The sequence below is a fragment of the Agromyces allii genome (assembly GCF_009749385.1).
Taxonomy (GTDB): domain Bacteria; phylum Actinomycetota; class Actinomycetes; order Actinomycetales; family Microbacteriaceae; genus Agromyces; species Agromyces allii.
Genome location: NZ_WBIN01000005.1, coordinates 41,117 through 58,168 on the forward strand (window position 1 = coordinate 41,117; position 17,052 = coordinate 58,168).

General features: G+C 70.8%; 18 protein-coding genes. 3 read left to right on the top strand and 15 right to left on the bottom strand.

Going from position 1 to position 17,052, the window contains the following annotated elements; genetic code table 11:
• Positions 1-10: 10 nt before the first annotated feature.
• From GQR16_RS07485 to GQR16_RS07555, 15 genes are all read right to left on the bottom strand, one after another.
• Entirely contained in the window at positions 11-817 is an 807-nt protein-coding gene (locus GQR16_RS07485) for a regulatory protein RecX (protein ID WP_157414537.1), read from the bottom strand.
• 37 nt (positions 818-854) lie between these two features.
• Entirely contained in the window at positions 855-1,928 is a 1,074-nt protein-coding gene (gene recA, locus GQR16_RS07490) for a recombinase RecA (RefSeq protein ID WP_157414538.1), read from the bottom strand.
• A gap of 278 nt (positions 1,929-2,206) precedes the next feature.
• On the bottom strand, positions 2,207-2,437 hold the full coding sequence (locus GQR16_RS07495; RefSeq protein WP_157414539.1) for a DUF3046 domain-containing protein: 231 nt from the start codon (positions 2,435-2,437) through the stop codon (positions 2,207-2,209).
• Positions 2,438-2,521: 84 nt separating this feature from the next.
• Positions 2,522-2,830 (bottom strand): helix-turn-helix domain-containing protein, encoded by a 309-nt coding sequence (locus tag GQR16_RS07500; RefSeq protein ID WP_055858886.1) that lies wholly within the window; start codon positions 2,828-2,830, stop codon positions 2,522-2,524.
• A 204-nt stretch (positions 2,831-3,034) separates the two neighbouring features.
• The gene (locus GQR16_RS07505; protein WP_246200629.1) at positions 3,035-3,571 is read right to left on the bottom strand and encodes a CinA family protein; all 537 of its coding nucleotides are present in this window, start codon (positions 3,569-3,571) and stop codon (positions 3,035-3,037) included.
• Positions 3,572-3,594: 23 nt separating this feature from the next.
• Positions 3,595-4,215: a CDP-diacylglycerol--glycerol-3-phosphate 3-phosphatidyltransferase gene (gene pgsA / locus GQR16_RS07510; protein ID WP_157414540.1), complete on the bottom strand. Its 621-nt coding sequence runs from the start codon at positions 4,213-4,215 to the stop codon at positions 3,595-3,597.
• A gap of 83 nt (positions 4,216-4,298) precedes the next feature.
• Positions 4,299-7,247, bottom strand: a complete 2,949-nt coding sequence (locus tag GQR16_RS07515) for an FtsK/SpoIIIE family DNA translocase (RefSeq protein WP_157414541.1) — start codon at positions 7,245-7,247, stop codon at positions 4,299-4,301.
• Positions 7,248-7,405: 158 nt separating this feature from the next.
• Complete coding sequence (locus tag GQR16_RS07520) at positions 7,406-7,897, bottom strand: GNAT family N-acetyltransferase (protein ID WP_157414542.1); 492 nt, start codon at positions 7,895-7,897, stop codon at positions 7,406-7,408.
• Between the two features lie 74 nt (positions 7,898-7,971).
• A complete protein-coding gene (locus GQR16_RS07525; protein WP_157414543.1) occupies positions 7,972-9,210 on the bottom strand; it encodes an ABC transporter permease in 1,239 nt (412 codons plus the stop codon).
• Entirely contained in the window at positions 9,207-9,989 is a 783-nt protein-coding gene (locus GQR16_RS07530; protein WP_157414544.1) for an ABC transporter ATP-binding protein, read from the bottom strand. Before GQR16_RS07530 ends, GQR16_RS07525 begins: the two co-directional genes overlap by 4 nt.
• Positions 9,986-10,978, bottom strand: coding sequence for a permuted SH3 domain-containing protein (locus GQR16_RS07535; protein WP_425482616.1), 993 nt, complete (start codon positions 10,976-10,978; stop codon positions 9,986-9,988). The genes GQR16_RS07530 and GQR16_RS07535 overlap by 4 nt, the downstream gene beginning before the upstream one ends.
• 231 nt (positions 10,979-11,209) lie before the next feature.
• On the bottom strand, positions 11,210-12,886 hold the full coding sequence (locus GQR16_RS07540) for a ribonuclease J (protein WP_157414546.1): 1,677 nt from the start codon (positions 12,884-12,886) through the stop codon (positions 11,210-11,212).
• Between the two features lie 104 nt (positions 12,887-12,990).
• Positions 12,991-13,965, bottom strand: a complete 975-nt coding sequence (dapA, locus tag GQR16_RS07545) for a 4-hydroxy-tetrahydrodipicolinate synthase (protein WP_157414547.1) — start codon at positions 13,963-13,965, stop codon at positions 12,991-12,993.
• A gap of 86 nt (positions 13,966-14,051) precedes the next feature.
• The gene (locus GQR16_RS07550; protein ID WP_157414548.1) at positions 14,052-14,594 is read right to left on the bottom strand and encodes a dihydrofolate reductase; all 543 of its coding nucleotides are present in this window, start codon (positions 14,592-14,594) and stop codon (positions 14,052-14,054) included.
• Positions 14,591-15,400, bottom strand: a complete 810-nt coding sequence (locus GQR16_RS07555) for a thymidylate synthase (RefSeq protein ID WP_157414549.1) — start codon at positions 15,398-15,400, stop codon at positions 14,591-14,593. The genes GQR16_RS07550 and GQR16_RS07555 overlap by 4 nt, the downstream gene beginning before the upstream one ends.
• Positions 15,401-15,596: 196 nt before the next feature.
• Between GQR16_RS07555 and GQR16_RS07560 the strand changes: the two genes are divergently transcribed.
• The 3 genes from GQR16_RS07560 to GQR16_RS07570 all read left to right on the top strand — a co-directional run bounded on the left by GQR16_RS07560 (position 15,597) and on the right by GQR16_RS07570 (position 17,051).
• Positions 15,597-16,070 (top strand): thioredoxin family protein, encoded by a 474-nt coding sequence (locus GQR16_RS07560; RefSeq protein ID WP_157414550.1) that lies wholly within the window; start codon positions 15,597-15,599, stop codon positions 16,068-16,070.
• On the top strand, positions 16,057-16,548 hold the full coding sequence (locus tag GQR16_RS07565; RefSeq protein ID WP_157414551.1) for a DUF4395 domain-containing protein: 492 nt from the start codon (positions 16,057-16,059) through the stop codon (positions 16,546-16,548). The genes GQR16_RS07560 and GQR16_RS07565 overlap by 14 nt, the downstream gene beginning before the upstream one ends.
• 77 nt (positions 16,549-16,625) lie before the next feature.
• Positions 16,626-17,051 carry an OsmC family peroxiredoxin gene (locus tag GQR16_RS07570; protein WP_157414552.1) on the top strand — a complete coding sequence of 142 codons (426 nt, stop codon included), beginning with the start codon at positions 16,626-16,628 and terminating at the stop codon, positions 17,049-17,051.
• The last annotated feature ends 1 nt before the right edge of the window (position 17,052 follow it).

Sequence of the window (17,052 nt, forward strand, 5' to 3'; positions counted from 1 at the left end):
TCGCACCAGTTTACGAGCCATCGGCCGAGAGAACCTCCGTCACCACCTGCCGGACCACGTCGCCGCCGTACCCACGGCGCTGCAGGAACGCCGACAGGCGTCGCTCGGCCGTCTGGCGGTCGAGCCCGCGCAGCTGCCTGGCCCGCCGTTCGGCCGTCGTTCGCGCGTTGTCGAACTCCGTCTCGGGGTCGAGCTCGGAGATGGCCTCCCTCGCAGCCTCGGCGCCGATGCCCCGTCGCGTCAGCTCTTGGACGATCGCACCGCTGCCCTTGCCGCGACGCTCGGAGTTCACGTGAACGAGCTGTTCGGCGAGGCGCGCATCGTCGAGATACCCGAGCCGCTCGTAGCGTTCGATCCACTCGTCGATCTCGATCTCGTCGAGCCCGTGCTCGGCGAGGACCTTGCGCACCTCGGACACCGAGAGCGCCGACCGCCGCAGGCGCGACACGACGAGCCGGTCGATGCGATCGTCGCGCTGCTGGCCGGTTTCGAGGACGGCTTCGCGCTCGGCCCCGAGTTCGCGCTCCTCGAGTTCGCGCTCGCGTGCGCTCACGCCGTCGGGTCTGGCGAACCGGCCGGACGACGAACCGCGGACGGATCGCCTGGCCGGACCGAACTCGCTGACCCGACCGGCGCGTTCGCCGCCTCGGGTGCGTTCGGCACGACCGCTACCGCTCGTGCGCTCTGGGGATGCAGCGTCTGACGGCGATGCGGCATCCGGCTGCTCGGTCGCATCGGCCCCGCCCGCCGGCGTCACCCCGGGAGTCGCCCACGGAAGATACGAGACCGGGGCGAGGTGCTCCGACGCGTCAGTCATCTCGGCTCCTCTCCCCGGTCTCGTTCGTCACAGCGTCTCAGGCGCCCTTGCGCGCCTGCTTGGGCGCGATCGGCTCGACGTTCGACGGAGCGGCTGCGGCCGCCTCGGCGCCGGCCTTGCCGATGCCGAGCTTGACGAGGATCTTCTTCTCGATGTCGGCCGCGATGTCGGGGTTGGACAGCAGGAAGTTGCGGGCGTTCTCCTTGCCCTGGCCGAGCTGGTCGCCGTCGTAGGTGTACCAGGCGCCGGACTTCTTGACGATGGCCTGATCGACGCCGTAGTCGATGAGGCTGCCCTCGCGCGAGATGCCGACCCCGTAGAGGATGTCGAACTCGGCCTGCTTGAAGGGCGGCGCCATCTTGTTCTTGACGACCTTGACGCGGGTGCGGTTGCCCACGGCCTCGGTGCCGTCCTTGAGGGTCTCGATGCGACGGATGTCGAGACGCACCGACGCGTAGAACTTCAGCGCCTTGCCACCCGCGGTGGTCTCGGGGCTGCCGAAGAACACGCCGATCTTCTCTCGCAGCTGGTTGATGAAGATCATCGTGGTGTTCGTCTGGTTGAGGCCACCCGTGAGCTTGCGGAGCGCCTGCGACATGAGGCGGGCCTGCAGACCGACGTGGGAGTCGCCCATCTCGCCCTCGATCTCGGCACGGGGCACCAGCGCCGCGACCGAGTCGATCACGATGAGGTCGATCGAGCCCGAGCGCACGAGCATGTCGGCGATCTCGAGCGCCTGCTCACCCGTGTCGGGCTGCGAGACGAGCAGCGCGTCGATGTCGACGCCGAGCTTCTTCGCGTACTCGGGGTCGAGAGCGTGCTCCGCGTCGACGAAGGCCGCGATGCCGCCGGCGCGCTGCGCGTTGGCGATGGCGTGGAGCGTGAGCGTGGTCTTGCCCGAGGACTCGGGACCGTAGATCTCGATGATGCGGCCGCGGGGCAGGCCGCCGACGCCGAGCGCGACGTCGAGCGCGATGGAGCCGGTGGGGATCACCTCGACCGGGGCGCGGTCTTCGCTGCCGAGCCGCATCACCGAGCCCTTGCCGAACTGGCGGTCGATCTGGGCGAGTGCGGTCTCGAGTGCTTTCTCGCGGTCTACTGCGGATGGCATGTGGGGCTCCTTCGGTGGATGATGCGGCTGCCTCTAGGCTGTCGTTGCTCGTGCGGGCCGTGACCTGCGACGTCTGGCGACAAGGCGGTTGCGGTGTGTTCCGACGCTTCGACCGTATGGTCGGCCACCGACATCCGTCACGATGATCACGGCGGATGTGGAAGCAGCGTCGTTCCTCCTGCTTGTTGAGGAGCCTATCCTCGAATCCGAACGGATGTTCGAACGACGCGCCGCGTGTCGAACACGTGTTCCCTCGGTGGCCTACGCCTCGCTCGGGCCTACGCCCCGCTCGCGGGAGTCGGGCGCCCGGCGCCGTGCCGGCGCTCCTCGGGCACGTCGGCGGCGTCGCAGAGCGCGAACCACACCGTGCGGGCCGGCACCCCGGCGGCCAGCGCCTCGCGGGCCGTGCGGCCCCCTGCCCCCGCGAGCACGAGGTCGTTGACCACGACCGCGCCGTACCCGGCGCCGAACTCGTGTTCGACGGCGATCTGGAACTCACTCAGCTTCAACGGGTCTCCTGGGGATCGCGGAGGCGGAACGAACGAACGGCCGGTCTGTCGACCGGCCGTTCTGAATCGTGTGGATGTCGTGGATCAGCGCACCATCAGGCCGGCGTCGAACTCGGCGACGAGCTCGTCGGGAAGGCTGTCGGGCACGACCGAGAGGCTCTCGAGCACCGCGAGGCGGTCTCCGACCTCGTGCATGATCACCGAGATGGGCGTGTCGAGCGCATCGGCGACCGATGCGAGGATCTCGGAGGAGGCCTCCTTCTGACCGCGCTCGACCTCGCTGAGGTACCCGAGCGCGACGCTGGCCTTGGACGCCACCTGACGGAGCGTGCGGCCCTTCTGCAGTCGGAAGTCCCTCAACACATCGCCGATCTCCTGTCGAACCAGAACCATCGGGAACCTCCTTCAATCTGCCTGCGACTCCGCCGGAGTCGGAAACGGGAGCGTCAGTCTACCTGAAACTCGGTGCTTCCAACCTAGCGTCGCACACTGGGGCTTTCGTGTGAACCTGCAGGATGTAACAGGGTCTTCATCTGGAGTATTCCGGCGAGGAGCGACCTTCTCCGGCACGGCGCGCCGGGTCTTCGATCGGCTGTCTCAGGACGACGGATCGCGTGCCTCGTCGGCCGTGAGCACAGCCTCGAGGGCCATCGCGATCGCGGCATCGACCGTCGCGCGGCGGATCTCGTCGCGCCCTCCGGAGAGCGCGAGCTCCCGCACCTCCGTGCGCTCGCCGACCGACACGGCCACGAACACGACGCCGGGCGGATGGCCGTCCTGCGGATCGGGTCCGGCGACGCCGGTCGTCGCGATGCCGACCGACGCCGGCGCGCCGTCGACCGCGAGCACGCCGCGAACCCCCTCGGCCATCGCGGCCGCGACGTCGGGGTGCACGGCACCCTCGCGCGCGAGCAGGTCGGCCGGGACGCCGAGCACCGAGTGCTTGACCGGCGTCGCGTAGGCGACCACTCCCCCGTGCACGACGGCGGAGGCTCCGGGCACCCGCACGAGCTCGGCCACGACGAGCCCGCCCGTGAGCGACTCCGCCGCCGCGACGCCGAGGCCCCGGGCGGCGAGCAGGGCGATGAGCTCGGCCGCCGCGTCGACGCCGGCCCGCGGCATCCGCTCGCCCATGTACCTCAACGCCCCGTCGTGGATCAGCGGCCGGCGTCGGCCGCGCCGTCGGTGCGCTGGCTCCGGGCCAGGCGGATCGCGTCGCGCACGTACAGCAGGCCCGACCAGAGCGTGAGCACGACGGCCGCGGTCATGAGCACGACGTTGACCCAGTGGATCCAGTCGCCGAACACCGTCCAGAGCGGCACGAGCGCGAACGAGATCGCGACCGCCTGCACGACGGTCTTCAGCTTGCCGCCCGACGATGCGGGCACGACGTTGCCGCGACGCAGCTCGACGAGGCGCCACACCGTGATGCCGACCTCGCGCACGACGATGATCGCCGTGACCCACCAGGGCAGCTCGCCGAGGATCGAGAGGCACACGAGCGCGCCGCTCGTGAGGAGCTTGTCGGCGATCGGGTCGAGGATCTTGCCGAGATCGGTGACGAGCCCGCGCGAGCGCGCGATGTGCCCGTCGATGCCGTCGGTCGCGATCGCGACGATGAACAGCAGCGCCGCCCACCACCGCAGCGCGCCGTCGGCTCCCGCGTCGGCGAGGAGCATCCAGAAGAAGATCGGCGCGAGCAGGATGCGAACGATGGTGATCGCGTTCGGAAGGTTCCAGTTCGCCGATCGCGAGGGGCTTCCGGCGGAGGAGGTCATACCGGCAAGGATAGCGGGATGCCGCAGGCGGGCCCTCGCCCGGCCCCGGAGGGTCGTGCGAGCCGCGCGCCGGAGGCGAGCGCTCAGTCGCGGCCGGTGAGGCCCCAGGCGTCTTCGTCGGCGTCGCCCTCGACCTCGGGAAGGCCCTGGGTCGCGCGCGCCACCGGGTCGCCGTCGTAGCGGTCGTCGGGTTCGAACGCCTCGGTCGGCGACGGGCCGCCGGCGGCCGGCGGGGCGGGCGACGCGGCAGCGGCGGGCGCTGCGGGTGCGGCGGGCCGCCCCGCGGGCTCCTCGCCGCGCAGGCGAGCGAGCACGCCCGGCAGCTGGTCGGCGGACACGAGCAGGTCGCGCGCCTTCGACCCTTCGGACGGGCCGACGATCTCCCGCGACTCGAGGAGGTCCATGAGACGGCCGGCCTTGGCGAATCCGACGCGGAGCTTGCGCTGCAGCATCGACGTCGAGCCGAACTGCGTCGAGACGACGAGTTCTGCCGCGGCGAGCAGCAGTTCGAGGTCGTCGCCGATGTCGGCGTCGATCTCCTTGCGCTCGACCGCAGCGGCGACATCTTGACGGTAGTCGGGTCGCGCCTGACGCGTGACGTGCGTGACGACCTTCTCGATCTCGGCCTCGCTGACCCACGCGCCCTGCACGCGGACCGGCTTCGACGCACCCATGGGCAGGAACAGGCCGTCGCCCTGGCCGATCAGCTTGTCGGCTCCGGGCTGGTCGAGGATGACGCGCGAGTCGGTGACGCTCGTGACCGCGAACGCGAGCCTCGACGGGACGTTGGCCTTGATGAGACCGGTGACGACGTCGACCGACGGGCGCTGCGTGGCCAGCACGAGGTGGATGCCCGAGGCGCGCGCGAGCTGCGTGATGCGCACGATCGAGTCCTCGACGTCGCGCGGGGCGACCATCATGAGGTCGGCCAGTTCGTCGACGACGACGAGCAGGTACGGGTAGGGCTTCAGCTTTCGCTCGCTGCCGGGCGGCAGCACGATCTCGTTGTTCACGACGGCCTTGTTGAAGTCGTCGATGTGGCGGAAGCCGAACGACGCGAGGTCGTCGTAGCGCATGTCCATCTCTTTGACGACCCACTGCAGCGCCTCTGCGGCCTTCTTGGGGTTCGTGATGATGGGCGTGATCAGGTGCGGAACGCCCGCGTAGGGGGCGAGCTCGACGCGCTTCGGGTCGATGAGCACCATGCGCACGTCGGACGGCTTGGCGCGCATGAGCAGCGACGTGATCATCGAGTTCACGAAGCTCGACTTGCCGGAGCCGGTGGATCCGGCGACGAGCAGGTGGGGCATCTTCGCGAGGTTGGCGACGACGTGGCCGCCGCCGACGTCTTTGCCGACGCCGATGGTCATCGGGTGCTTGGCGTGCGCCGCGGCGCCCGAGCGCAGGATGTCGCCGAGCGTGACGATCTCACGGTCGGCGTTCGGGATCTCGACGCCGATCGCGCTCTTGCCGGGGATCGGCGAGAGGATGCGCACCTCGTTCGAGGCGACCGCGTAGGCGAGGTTCTTCGAGAGGGCGATGACCCGCTCGACCTTGACGCCCGGCCCGAGCTCGATCTCGTACTGGGTGACCGTGGGGCCGCGGCTGAAGCCGGTGACCTTCGCGTCGACGCCGAACTGGTCGAGCACGCCCGTGATCTGCCGGACGACCTCGTCGTTCGCCGCGGAACGCGACTTGGCGGGTGCCCCGGCGGCGAGCGTCGACGCCGCAGGAAGGTTGTAGGGGCGGTCGGGCTCATCGGCGTCCGGAGCGCCGGCGACGGCCGTACCCGGCGCCGCTGTGCCGCCTGCGACTGCAGCCGCACCGAGTTCATCGGCCGCCGCAGCGTCGAACACCGAGAGCACGCCCGTGGCACCGGCGTCGTCGTCTTTGAGGGCCGTGCCGCCGCGCGGCACGTCGCCCGTGAAGTGCTGCAGTGCGGACTCGGCCCGCTGCAGGTCGTCGAGCACCTCGGCGCCGTAGGCCGTGCCGCCGCCCGCGGAGTCGATCGGCGAGTCGAACGCACCCGCACCGGAGGCTTCGCCGAACACGGCGGTGAGCCCGTCGACGCCGGGAGCCTCGAATTCGGGGTCGACCTCGCGGTTCGACTCGTTGCGGCGCCACCACGGGAGCATGCCGGACTTGCCGCCCTCGGCACCCTCGCCGTCTGCGTCGAGCGCCTCGAGCCCGTCGAGCTCGACCGGCACCGACTTGCGCCCGCGTTTGGGCTTCTCGACGGTCGCACGCTCGGCGACCGCGGCCTCGTCGGGCTCGGGAGCGCCGAACAGCCAGGCGTAGAGCTCGCGGAATCGGGCCGGGATGCGGTTCGGCGGGGTCTTCGTGATGATCAGCAGCGAGAGCAGGAGCAGCACGATCACGGCGATCGTCGCCCCGACCTGGGTGATCAGCAGTGCGAGCGGCTCGGCGAGCATCCACCCGAGGATGCCGCCGGCGCGCGCGAGGACGGGCATGCCCTCGCTCGGCGCAGGACGGCCGCCGAAGAGGTGGCACAGCGCCGAGACCGACAGCAGCAGGATGGCGAGACCGATGCCGATGCGGGTGTTGTCGTGCACCGAGCTCGGGTGGCGGAACAGCCACACCGCGAACACGAGCAGGATCACGGGCAGCGCGAAGGCCACTCGGCCGAAGAGCCCGCCGAAGGTCCAGGTGTCGAACGCCTGCGCGACCGGCTCGTTGATGAAGAACCACTCCACGACGGCGCCGACGACGGCGAGCAGCACGAGGAAGAACGGCAATCCGTCGCGCCGCTCCTCCTTGCTCAGCGTCTCGGGGCCGAGCGCGCGCGCGGCGCCACCCGTGACGTGCGCCAGGCCCATCCACATGCGCACGAGGAGATTCGGACGATCGGATGCCGCGGCCGCCCCCTTCGCGGAGGTCGCGCGCGTGGTCGTGGCGGGCAGCTTCTTCGTCGGCGCGGTCTTCGCGCTCGACGCCTTGGCACTCGTCGACCTCGAACCCGCGCGCGCAGGCGTGCCGGAGGCACGTCCGTTCGACCTGGTGCTCGTAGCCATGGGCTCTACGTTAGGGCCGACCGCCGACGTGCACCGCCAGGCAGCCGCGAGTGTCCGCGATCCGCGCCACCGCACGGAATTCGCGCCGCGACCGCGCGCACGGCACCGGACCGCGGCCTCGCACTGGGGCTCGGCTCAGGACAACGCCGGAACCCGACTCAGGACAGCAGCCGCACCATCGTGTCCCGGTTGCCGCGCGACGCGACCACCGAGAACCCCTCGCTCCGGTACAGGCTCTCGGCGTGGTTGCCGTGCTCCACGCTCAACGCCAGACGCGCGTAGCCTGCGGCGCGCGCGACATCCGCCAATGCCTGGATGAGGGCCCGTCCGACGCCCTGCGCACGCCAGACCGGGCGCACGCCGATGATGAGCTCCGGCACGCCGGCGGCGACGAACCCGTGCGCCGCGACGTCGGAGGCCAGCAGCCGGTACCACGCGGCGCCGATCGGACGACCCTGCGCGTCGACCGCGACGAACCCGCGATCGGCCGGGCGCTGCCAGCCCGCGATGTAGTTGCGATACACCGGATCGCTCAGCACGGAGGGGCGAGGGCGCGTCGCGCCCGCTCGCCAGTTCGCAGCCTCGACCACCATGTCGGCGAGGAAGGATCCGTCGCTCACGACAGCCGGGCGAATCGTGAAGTCCGCCATGGGCGGATGCTACGCCGCGCCCGTTTCGGGCGTGTTTCGCGGCATCCGCCCGCCGGATGGGGAGGCCGGGCGCTTCAGAACCGGATCGCGTCGATCACGCGCACCCGCACCGCGGTGAGCGCCGGCAGCAGGCCGGCCAAGGCGCCGACCAGCACCGACGAGCCGATGCCGATCAGCGCCGCCTCGATCGGGAACGGCGGGAAGTCCTCGACCATGCCCTGCCCCACCAACTGCTCGAACAACGGGCTCTTCACGGCGACGATCGCGAGCGCCACGCCGATGCCGCCCGCGACGGCCGTGCCGACGACGCTCTCCATCATCACCGAGAAGAAGACGCGACCGCTCGTGGCGCCGAAACTGCGCCTGATGCCGATCTCGCGGATGCGGTACTTGACCGTGACGAGCGAGATCGTCACGAGCCCGAGCGCGCCGAGCAGCAGGATCACCACGGCGACGCCCGCGACCACGAGCTTCAGCACGAGCAACGGGTCGCCGCCGCCCCACGAGAGGTAGTCCTGGCGATAGACCTCGGCCTGCAGGTCGGGCACCGCCGACTGCATCTCGGCGCGCAGGCGCTCGGCGAGGTCGTCGCCGACGTCGACCGGCACCCAGGCCTCGAACTGGTAGCCGTTCTGGTTCGCACCGACGAGGCCGAGCCGGTCGACCGCATCGGCCAGCACGAACGAGCGCGGGTACGTCTCGAAGTCCGAGGTGCGCACGACGCCGACCACGACCGCCGTCACGGGCCCGTCGGAGCCGCGGAGCTCGACCGTGGGGTGCGTCGCGATCGGGGGCGAGCCGAGGCTCTGCCAGAACGGCACGTTGACCACGAGGGCCGGGGCGAGCCGGTCGCCGTCGGACTCGGCGAACCAGGCCCCCTCCTGCATGGCCGTGCGGTGCATGATGCCGTAGTCGGGGTCGACGATCGTCGAGTCGACCGGCGTCACGCCGTCGACGAACTGCGCCGTGAGCGCGCCGTATCCGACGCGCGACTCGTACTCGATCTCGTGGCGCGCCACCGCCGCCCGCCAGGCGTCGGTGATGCGATCGGGATCGGCGACGGACCCGTCCATCGACGTCGAGTACACGTTCGCGGAGAGCATCGCCGGTCGACCGGAGTTGCGCTCGTTGCTCTCGTTCAGCGCCTGCTGCGCGACGGCGGCCGCACCCAGCACGGTCGTGAGCGCGAACACGGCGATCGCGACGCCGACGAGCGAGAGCAGCACGCGCGTGCGGTGGATGCGCAGTTCTTCGGCCGACTCGACGAAGGTCGACACGATGCCCGTGAGCGAGCGCCCGACGAACGACATCATGCGCGCACCTCCTCGGGTTCGGATTCGAACTCGCGTCGTCGTTCGGGAGCCGAGACGGCTTCGGATGCCGCGGGCGCGGCGCCCGGCGCCTCGGCACCGTCGAGCGGAACCAGCCGCCCCGCCTCGAGCCGCAGGTGCCGCACCGCGCGACGGGCGATCGCCGGATCGTGCGTGATCGTCACGAGCGCCGCCCCCGTCTCGCGGGCGACCTCCTCCATGAGCTCCATGACGGTCGACCCGGTCTCGAGGTCGAGCGCGCCGGTCGGCTCGTCGGCCAGGATCAGCCTCGGGCGACGCACGAGCGCCCGGGCGATCGCCACGCGCTGCTGCTCGCCGCCCGACATGCGATCGGGCATCGAGGTCAGTCGCGCACCGAGTCCGACCCGCTCGAGCATCGCCGCAGCGAGTCGCTCGCGCCGCCAGAACGCCGCGCCGCGATCGTAGAGCAGCGGCGTCATCACGTTCTCGATCGCCGTGCGCCCCGGCAGCAGGTTGAACTGCTGGAACACGAACCCGATCGACGCGCCTCGCAACCGCGCCAGCCGCGCGTCTGACAGCCGCCGCACCTCTGCACCGTCGAAGCGGATCTCGCCGTGCGTCGGCCGGTCGAGCAGTCCGAGCAGGTTCAGCAGGGTGGACTTGCCCGACCCCGAGCGCCCGACGATCGACACCCGGTCGCCGTCGTCGATCACGAGATCGACCGCGGAGAGGATCTGCAGCGGCGGCGCGTCGGGGAGCTCGACGGTGCGACCGACGCCGTCGAGGGCGATCAACGTCACTTGCCGAGCCCCATGACCATGCCGCCGCAGGCCGCCGGATCCATCTCGCAGTCGGGCTGCGCCGGCGCGCCGGGCACGAACTGGAGCACCGCGTCGCCCTCGGCGAGCCCGTCGACGATCTGCACGTTCACGCCGTCGGTCAGGCCCAGCGTCACCGGGTGCTCCGCACCCTCGCCGTCGTCGCCCACGAGCCACACCACACCGGTCTCGGCGCCGCCCTCGACCGCGGTGGTCGGCACGGCGAGCACGTCGTCGGCGCTGCCGGCGGCGATCGTCACCTGCGCGGTGAGCCCCGAGAAGACCTTCACCTCGGCCGGCACGGAGCACCTGACCGTCGCGCTGCCCGGAGCTCCGCCGGCCGCCCCCGCGGCCGCGGTGTCCGCATCGTCGCCGGCCGCGACATCCGTCGTCGAGATCGTGAGCGACGTGCAGGAGAACGGCGCAGGGCCGCCCGCGATGACCACCTCGGCCTCGGTCGGCATCTGCGTGAGGCGGTACTGCTGCTCGGCGCCGAGCGGCGCCGAGACCTCGAACGACGGCGGCGCGACCCGGCCGGCGGCCTGGCCGACCGCCATCGGCTGCTCCGAGAGCACGTCGAAGCCGACGAGCACTCCCGAGGTCGGCGCGAGCACTTTCTCGAAATGGTGGCCCGGCTGGCCGAGCGAGACGATCGGGACGCCATCAGGACCGACGGTCGTCGTCTCGACCGGTTCGTCGACGACCTTGATGTCGAAGAGCACGTCGCCCTGGCCGACTACCTGGCCCGGCTTGACGAACACCTCGTCGACCGTGCCGTTGGCCGTCGCCTTGATCGCGACAGCAGGAACGGGCCCCACGGTTCCGGCGAGCACGACGTCGTTGCGGATCGACGCCCGCTCGACCTGCACCTGCGGTTCGCTGATCGTGCCCGTCGGCTGCAGCGACGCGTCGGCCTGCGGGGCGTCGGGGAAGAACGCGAGCTTCACCAGCGCCACGGCGATCGCCGCCACCAGCACCATTCGGAGAATCGGGAAGATCCATTTGCGCCAGACACCCACGGCTGCGCCTCCATCGGTAGGGTTCGGGAAGGGTCGCCCAAACCTACCGGCGCGCATGCCGCGAGCGGTATCCGTCTCGGGGATGATTCAGGGGCGGGTCGGGGATGTCCCGACCCGCCCCTGTGAACGAACCCCGCGCCCCGCCGGCAGCCGACCTGCGCAAGCGGCGGCGGGCGTCGGCTGCTACGCCTCGATGACGAGCGGCACGAGCATCGGACGACGACGCAGGCGACGGTTCACCCACGTGCCGACCGTGCGGCGCACGATCTGCTGCAGCGCGTGCGAATCGCGCACCCCGCTCTGCGCGGCCTCGAGCAGCGCCGCCGAGATCTTCGGCTTGACCTCCTCGAACACGGCGTCGTCTTCGGCGAACCCGCGCGCGTGGATCTCGGGGCCGACGATGATGCGACCGGTCGTGGCATCGACCACGATGATGACCGAGATGAAGCCCTCCTCACCGAGGATGCGGCGGTCCTTGAGGTCGGCGTCGGTGATCTCGCCCACCGTCGAGCCGTCGACGTAGACGAAGCCGAGGTCGAGTTGACCCGCCACCTTCATCTCGCCGTCGAGCAGGTCGTAGACGGTGCCGTTCTCGCCGATGAACGTGTTGCGCTCGGGGATGCCGGTGTCCTGAGCCAGCTTCGCGTTCGCGAACAGGTGACGGTACTCGCCGTGGATCGGGAGGACGTTCTTCGGCTTCAGGATGTTGTAGCAGTAGAGGAGCTCGCCCGCGGCCGCGTGGCCCGAGACGTGCACCTTCGCGTTGCCCTTGTGCACGACGTTCGCGCCGAGCTTGGTGAGGCCGTCGATGACGCGGTAGATCGCGTTCTCGTTGCCCGGGATCTGGCTCGAGGCGAGGATGACCGTGTCGCCCTGGCCGACCTCGATCTGGTGATCGCGGTTCGCCATGCGGCTCAGCACCGCCATCGGCTCGCCCTGCGACCCCGTCGACATGTAGACGATCTTGTCGTCGGGGATGTCGCCGGCCTTCTTGTAGTCGACGAGCACGCCCTCGGGCACCTTGAGGTAGCCGAGGTCGGCCGCGATGGTCATGTTGCGCACCATGCTGCGACCGAGGAGCGCGACGCGGCGTCCGTTCTGGTGGGCGGCGTCGAGCACCTGCTGCACGCGGTGCACGTGGCTCGAGAAGCTCGCCACGATCACCCGACGCGGCGCCCGCGCGATGACCTCGTCGAGCACGGGGCCGATCGCACGTTCGAGCGGCGTGAATCCCGGGACGTCGGCGTTGGTGGAATCGACCATGAACAGGTCGACGCCCTCTTCACCGAGGCGCGCGAACTCGCGGAGGTCGGTGAGCCGGCCGTCGAGCGGCAGCTGGTCCATCTTGAAGTCGCCCGTGGCGAGCACGGTGCCGGCGTCGGTGTGGATCGCGACGGCGAGCGCGTCGGGGATCGAGTGGTTGACCGCGATGAACTCGAGGTCGAACGGCCCGATCTCCTCGTCTTGCCCCTCCTTCACCGTGAGGCTGTACGGCTTGATGCGGTGCTCCTTGAGCTTCGCCTCGACGAGCGCGAGGGTCAGCTGCGAACCGATCAGCGGGATGTCGGCGCGCAGGCGCAGCAGGTACGGCACTCCGCCGATGTGGTCTTCGTGGCCGTGCGTGAGCACGACGCCGACGATGTCGTCGATGCGGTCGCGCAGGAAGCCGAAGTCGGGCAGGATCAGGTCGACGCCCGGCTGGTGCTCTTCAGGGAAGAGCACGCCGCAGTCGACGATGAGGATCTTGCCGTCGATCTCGTAGCTCGTCATGTTGCGGCCGACCTCGCCGAGGCCGCCGATGGGGATGACGCGAAGCGTTCCCGGGGTCAGCGGGGCAGGTTCGATGATGGAATCGGGCATGGGCCCTCCTTCACGTTCGGTGTTCAGTTCGGTGCCGGCCCTGTGACCGGCGGATGTCTCGGGGCGGATGTCTCGCGCAGGCGTGCGCCGCGACATCCGCGGGTCTAACGGGTGGTGCCTGCGACCTTCGGCAGCGCGCCGCCGGCGGCGGCGTTGCGGTCGGGTCGGAAGTTTCGGAAGTCGACGCCCTCGACGCCGCGCACGTGGTCGATCTCGTCTTCGATGAGTGCGGCCTCCCACTCCTCGGGGCCGACGAGGGGCAGGCGCACGCGCGGGCTGCCGATGCGGCCGAGGCCGTGCAGGATGTACTTCGCCGCGACCGTGCCCGGCACGTGCGTCATGACGGCGCGCACGAGGGGTTCGAGCTGCTGGTGGGCGGCCGTCGCGGTGGCCAGGTCGCCGCGGTTCACGGCGTCGACGATCGTGCGGTACGGCGCCGGGGCGATGTTCGCCGTGACGCCGATGAGCCCCGATGCGCCGATCGAGAGGTGCGGCAGCACGTTCGCGTCGTCGCCCGAGAAGTACATCAGGTCGGTCTGGTTCAGCACCCGGCTGACCTCGCTGAAGTCGCCCTTGGCGTCTTTCACGGCGAGGATGTTCGGGTGCTTGGCGAGCCGCAGGATCGTCTCGTACTTGATCGGCACGCCCGTGCGACCCGGGATGTCGTAGAGGATCACGGGCAGGTCGGTCGCGTCGGCGACCATGCGGAAGTGCGTCAGGATGCCGGCCTGCGTGGGCTTGTTGTAGTACGGCGTGACGATCATGATGCCGTCGGCGCCGGCCTGCTCGGAGTGCTTGTAGAGCTCGATCGCGTGGGCGGTCTCGTTCGAGCCGCCGCCCGTGATGATCTTCGCGCGGCCCGAGGCCACGTCTTTCGCCACCTCGACGAGGCGGATCTTCTCGGGGTCGGTGAGCGTCGACGTCTCACCCGTCGTGCCCGTGACGACGATGCCGTCTGCGCCGCCCTTGATCAGGTGGTCGATGTGCTTCTCGACCCCGGGCCAATCGACCTCGCCGTCAGCCGTGAACGGGGTGACGAGCGCGACGAGTACCTGTCCGAAGGGGTTTTCCTGAGTCACGCCCTCAAGGCTATCGGGTCGAGCGGATGCCGCGTGCTGCCGTCGCCCGGGGGCGTCGCCACGGCCGGCCGGCCGAGAGGGCGGGGTCAGCGGCGGCGGTAGGTGACGAAGCGGTAGCGGATGCCGGTGGCCGAGGTGTGCTCGTCGTCGCGCGCGGCCGCGAACTCCGGCCCGACGGGCGGGGCGAGCACATCGCCGTCGAGCGGCCGGAAGGAGCCGTCGGCGTGCCGCAGCTCGGTCACCTCGACGCGGTCGGCCAGGGCGAGGGCCGTGCGGAACAGCTCGGAACCGCCGATCACCCAGACCCGGTCGACGTCGTCGAGGAGGGCGAGGGCCGCGTCGAGGGACGCGGCCGCCTCGGCGCCGTCTGCGGCCCAGTCGACCTGGCGCGTCACGACGACGTTGCGGCGACCCGGCAGCGGCCGGTAGCGCGGGTTCAGGGAGTCCCACGTCTTGCGCCCCATGACCACGGGCGCGCCGAGCGTGACGGCCTTGAAGTGCGCGAGGTCTTCGGGCACGTGCCACGGCATGCCGCCGTCGCGGCCGATGACGCCGCCCTCGGCCTCGGCCCAGACGAGCCCGATCGCCGGACGCGGCGGGCCCGCGGCATCTGCCTCGGAACCGCTCATACGGCGACGGCGCCGCGGATCGCGGGGTGGTGCTGGTAGTCGACGACCTCGAAGTCGTCGTACTCGTAGTCGAAGATCGAGTCGGGCGTGCGCGTGAGCCGCAGTGTCGGCGGGGCGAACGGTGCGCGGGTGAGCTGCTCCCGCACCTGCTCGACGTGGTTGTCGTAGATGTGGCAGTCGCCGCCCGTCCAGACGAAGTCGCCGACCTCGAGCCCGGTCTGCGCGGCGACCATGTGGGTGAGCAGCGCGTACGAGGCGATGTTGAACGGCACGCCGAGAAAGAGGTCGGCGCTGCGCTGGTAGAGCTGGCACGACAGCTTGCCGTCGGCCACGTAGAACTGGAACACCGCGTGGCAGGGCGCGAGGGCCATGTCGGGGATGTCGGCCGGGTTCCAGGCCGAGACGATGAGCCGGCGCGAATCGGGGTTCGTGCGGATCTGCTCGACGACCTCGGCGATCTGGTCGATCGTCTCGCCGTTCGCGGTGGGCCAGGAGCGCCACTGCACCCCGTAGACGGGACCGAGCTCGCCGGCCGGATCGGCCCATTCGTCCCAGATGGTGACGCCGTTCTCGCGCAGCCAGGCCACGTTGGACTCGCCGCGGAGGAACCAGAGCAGCTCGTACGCGATCGACTTGAAGTGCACGCGCTTCGTCGTGACGAGCGGGAACCCCTCGGCGAGGTCGAAGCGCAGCTGGCGGCCGAACACGCTGGTGGTGCCCGTGCCGGTGCGGTCGGTCTTGCGCGTGCCGTGCTCGAGCACGTCGCGCAGGAGGTCTTCATACGGGGTGCTGATCGTCTCGGACATCGCATCGATGCTAACCTGGCTCGCCGACATCAGGGCCGACATCGGGGCCGACATCGGGGCCGACATCGGGCGGATGCCGCGGCGCGGCGCCGTGCGACCCCCGGCGCGCCGCGGCATCCGCCCGATCGGCCGGTCGTCGCCCGTCATGCGTCGTCACACTCGACACGCCGTGACGGAGCGCTCGTACCCTTGCCCCATGGACTGGCAGGCGGCGCTCATCGTCGGCCTCGGCCTGCCCGCGCTCGCCACCGCCCTCGGTCTCGTCTGGCGGGCGAGAACGGGTCGGGTCCGGTCGGCCGCCGGCCTCACCACGACGACGGATGCCGTGTCGACGCGCAGCACGTCGGCCGCCGCGCTCGGGCTCGCCGACGCCGACCTCGGCGACACCGCGACGCTCGTGCAGTTCTCCACCGAGTACTGCAGCCGTTGCCCGGCGACCGCCCGGCAGTTGGGCGAGGTCGCCGCCTCGTACGACGGCGTGCGCCACGTCGAGATCGACCTCACGCATCGGGCCGATCTCGCCGACCGGTTCCACGTCCGGCAGACCCCGACGACGCTGATCCTCCGCGCCGACGGCACCACGACCGCGCGCATCGGCGGAGCCCCCCGCCTCGCGGCCGTCCGCACCCACCTCGAGACCCTGATCGGGAGCCCCCATGTCGCATCCTGAATCCGTCGCATCCGACGCCGCAACGACCGCCGCACCCGCCGGCATCGACCCGCGCGCCCCGCGCTTCTCCGCGGCGATCACCGCCGTGTTCCTCCTCGCCGTCGTCGTGCTGTCGGTCGCCGGCCTCGACGTCACCGCGTGGGCGCTGCTCACCGTGCTCTCCGCGATCTTCCTCTGGGGTGCGGTCGCGGGTGTGAAGCGGCATCCGTTCGGCGTGCTCTTCCGCACGTTCGTGCGGCCGCGCCTGGCGCCGCCGACCGAGCTCGAAGACCCGCGCCCGCCGACCTTCGCCCAGCTCGTCGGCTTCATCGTGACGATCGTCGGCGTCGTGCTCGGCCTGTTCGGCGTCGAGTACGCGGTCGCGATCGCGGCGGGCTTCGCGTTCATCGCGGCGTTCCTGAACGCGGTCTTCGACTACTGCCTCGGATGCCAGATCTACCTGCTGCTCGTTCGCGCGCGTCTGCTGCAGCGGGCCTGACATCCCGCTCGCGCAGGCCTGCCGTTCGGCACCCGTCGCGGGCTAGGCTGAGGGCTCCGGCTCGACGAGGAGGACCCATGGCCGTCACGAGTGAATCGACCACCGTCTGGACCGGCACGCTTGCCGGCGGTTCGGGCACGACCAAGCTCGACTCCTCGGGAGTCGCCGAGTTCCCCGTCAACTGGCGGGCGCGCTCCGAGGGCGAGGCGGGCACCACGAACCCCGAAGAGCTGCTCGGCGCCGCGCACTCGTCGTGCTACTCGATGGCCCTCGCACATGCGCTGACGGGTGCCGGGCACGCGCCCGAGTCGATCCAGACCACGGCGGCCGTCACGTTCGAGGCCGGTCGGGGCGTGCTCGGCAGCCACCTGCTGGTGAGTGCACGCGTTCCTGGCCTCACCGAGGCGGAGTTCGAGGCGTTCGCCGAAGACGCCAAGGCGAACTGCCCGATCTCGAAGGCGCTCACGGGCATCCCGATCACGATCGAAGCCGAACTCGCCTGAC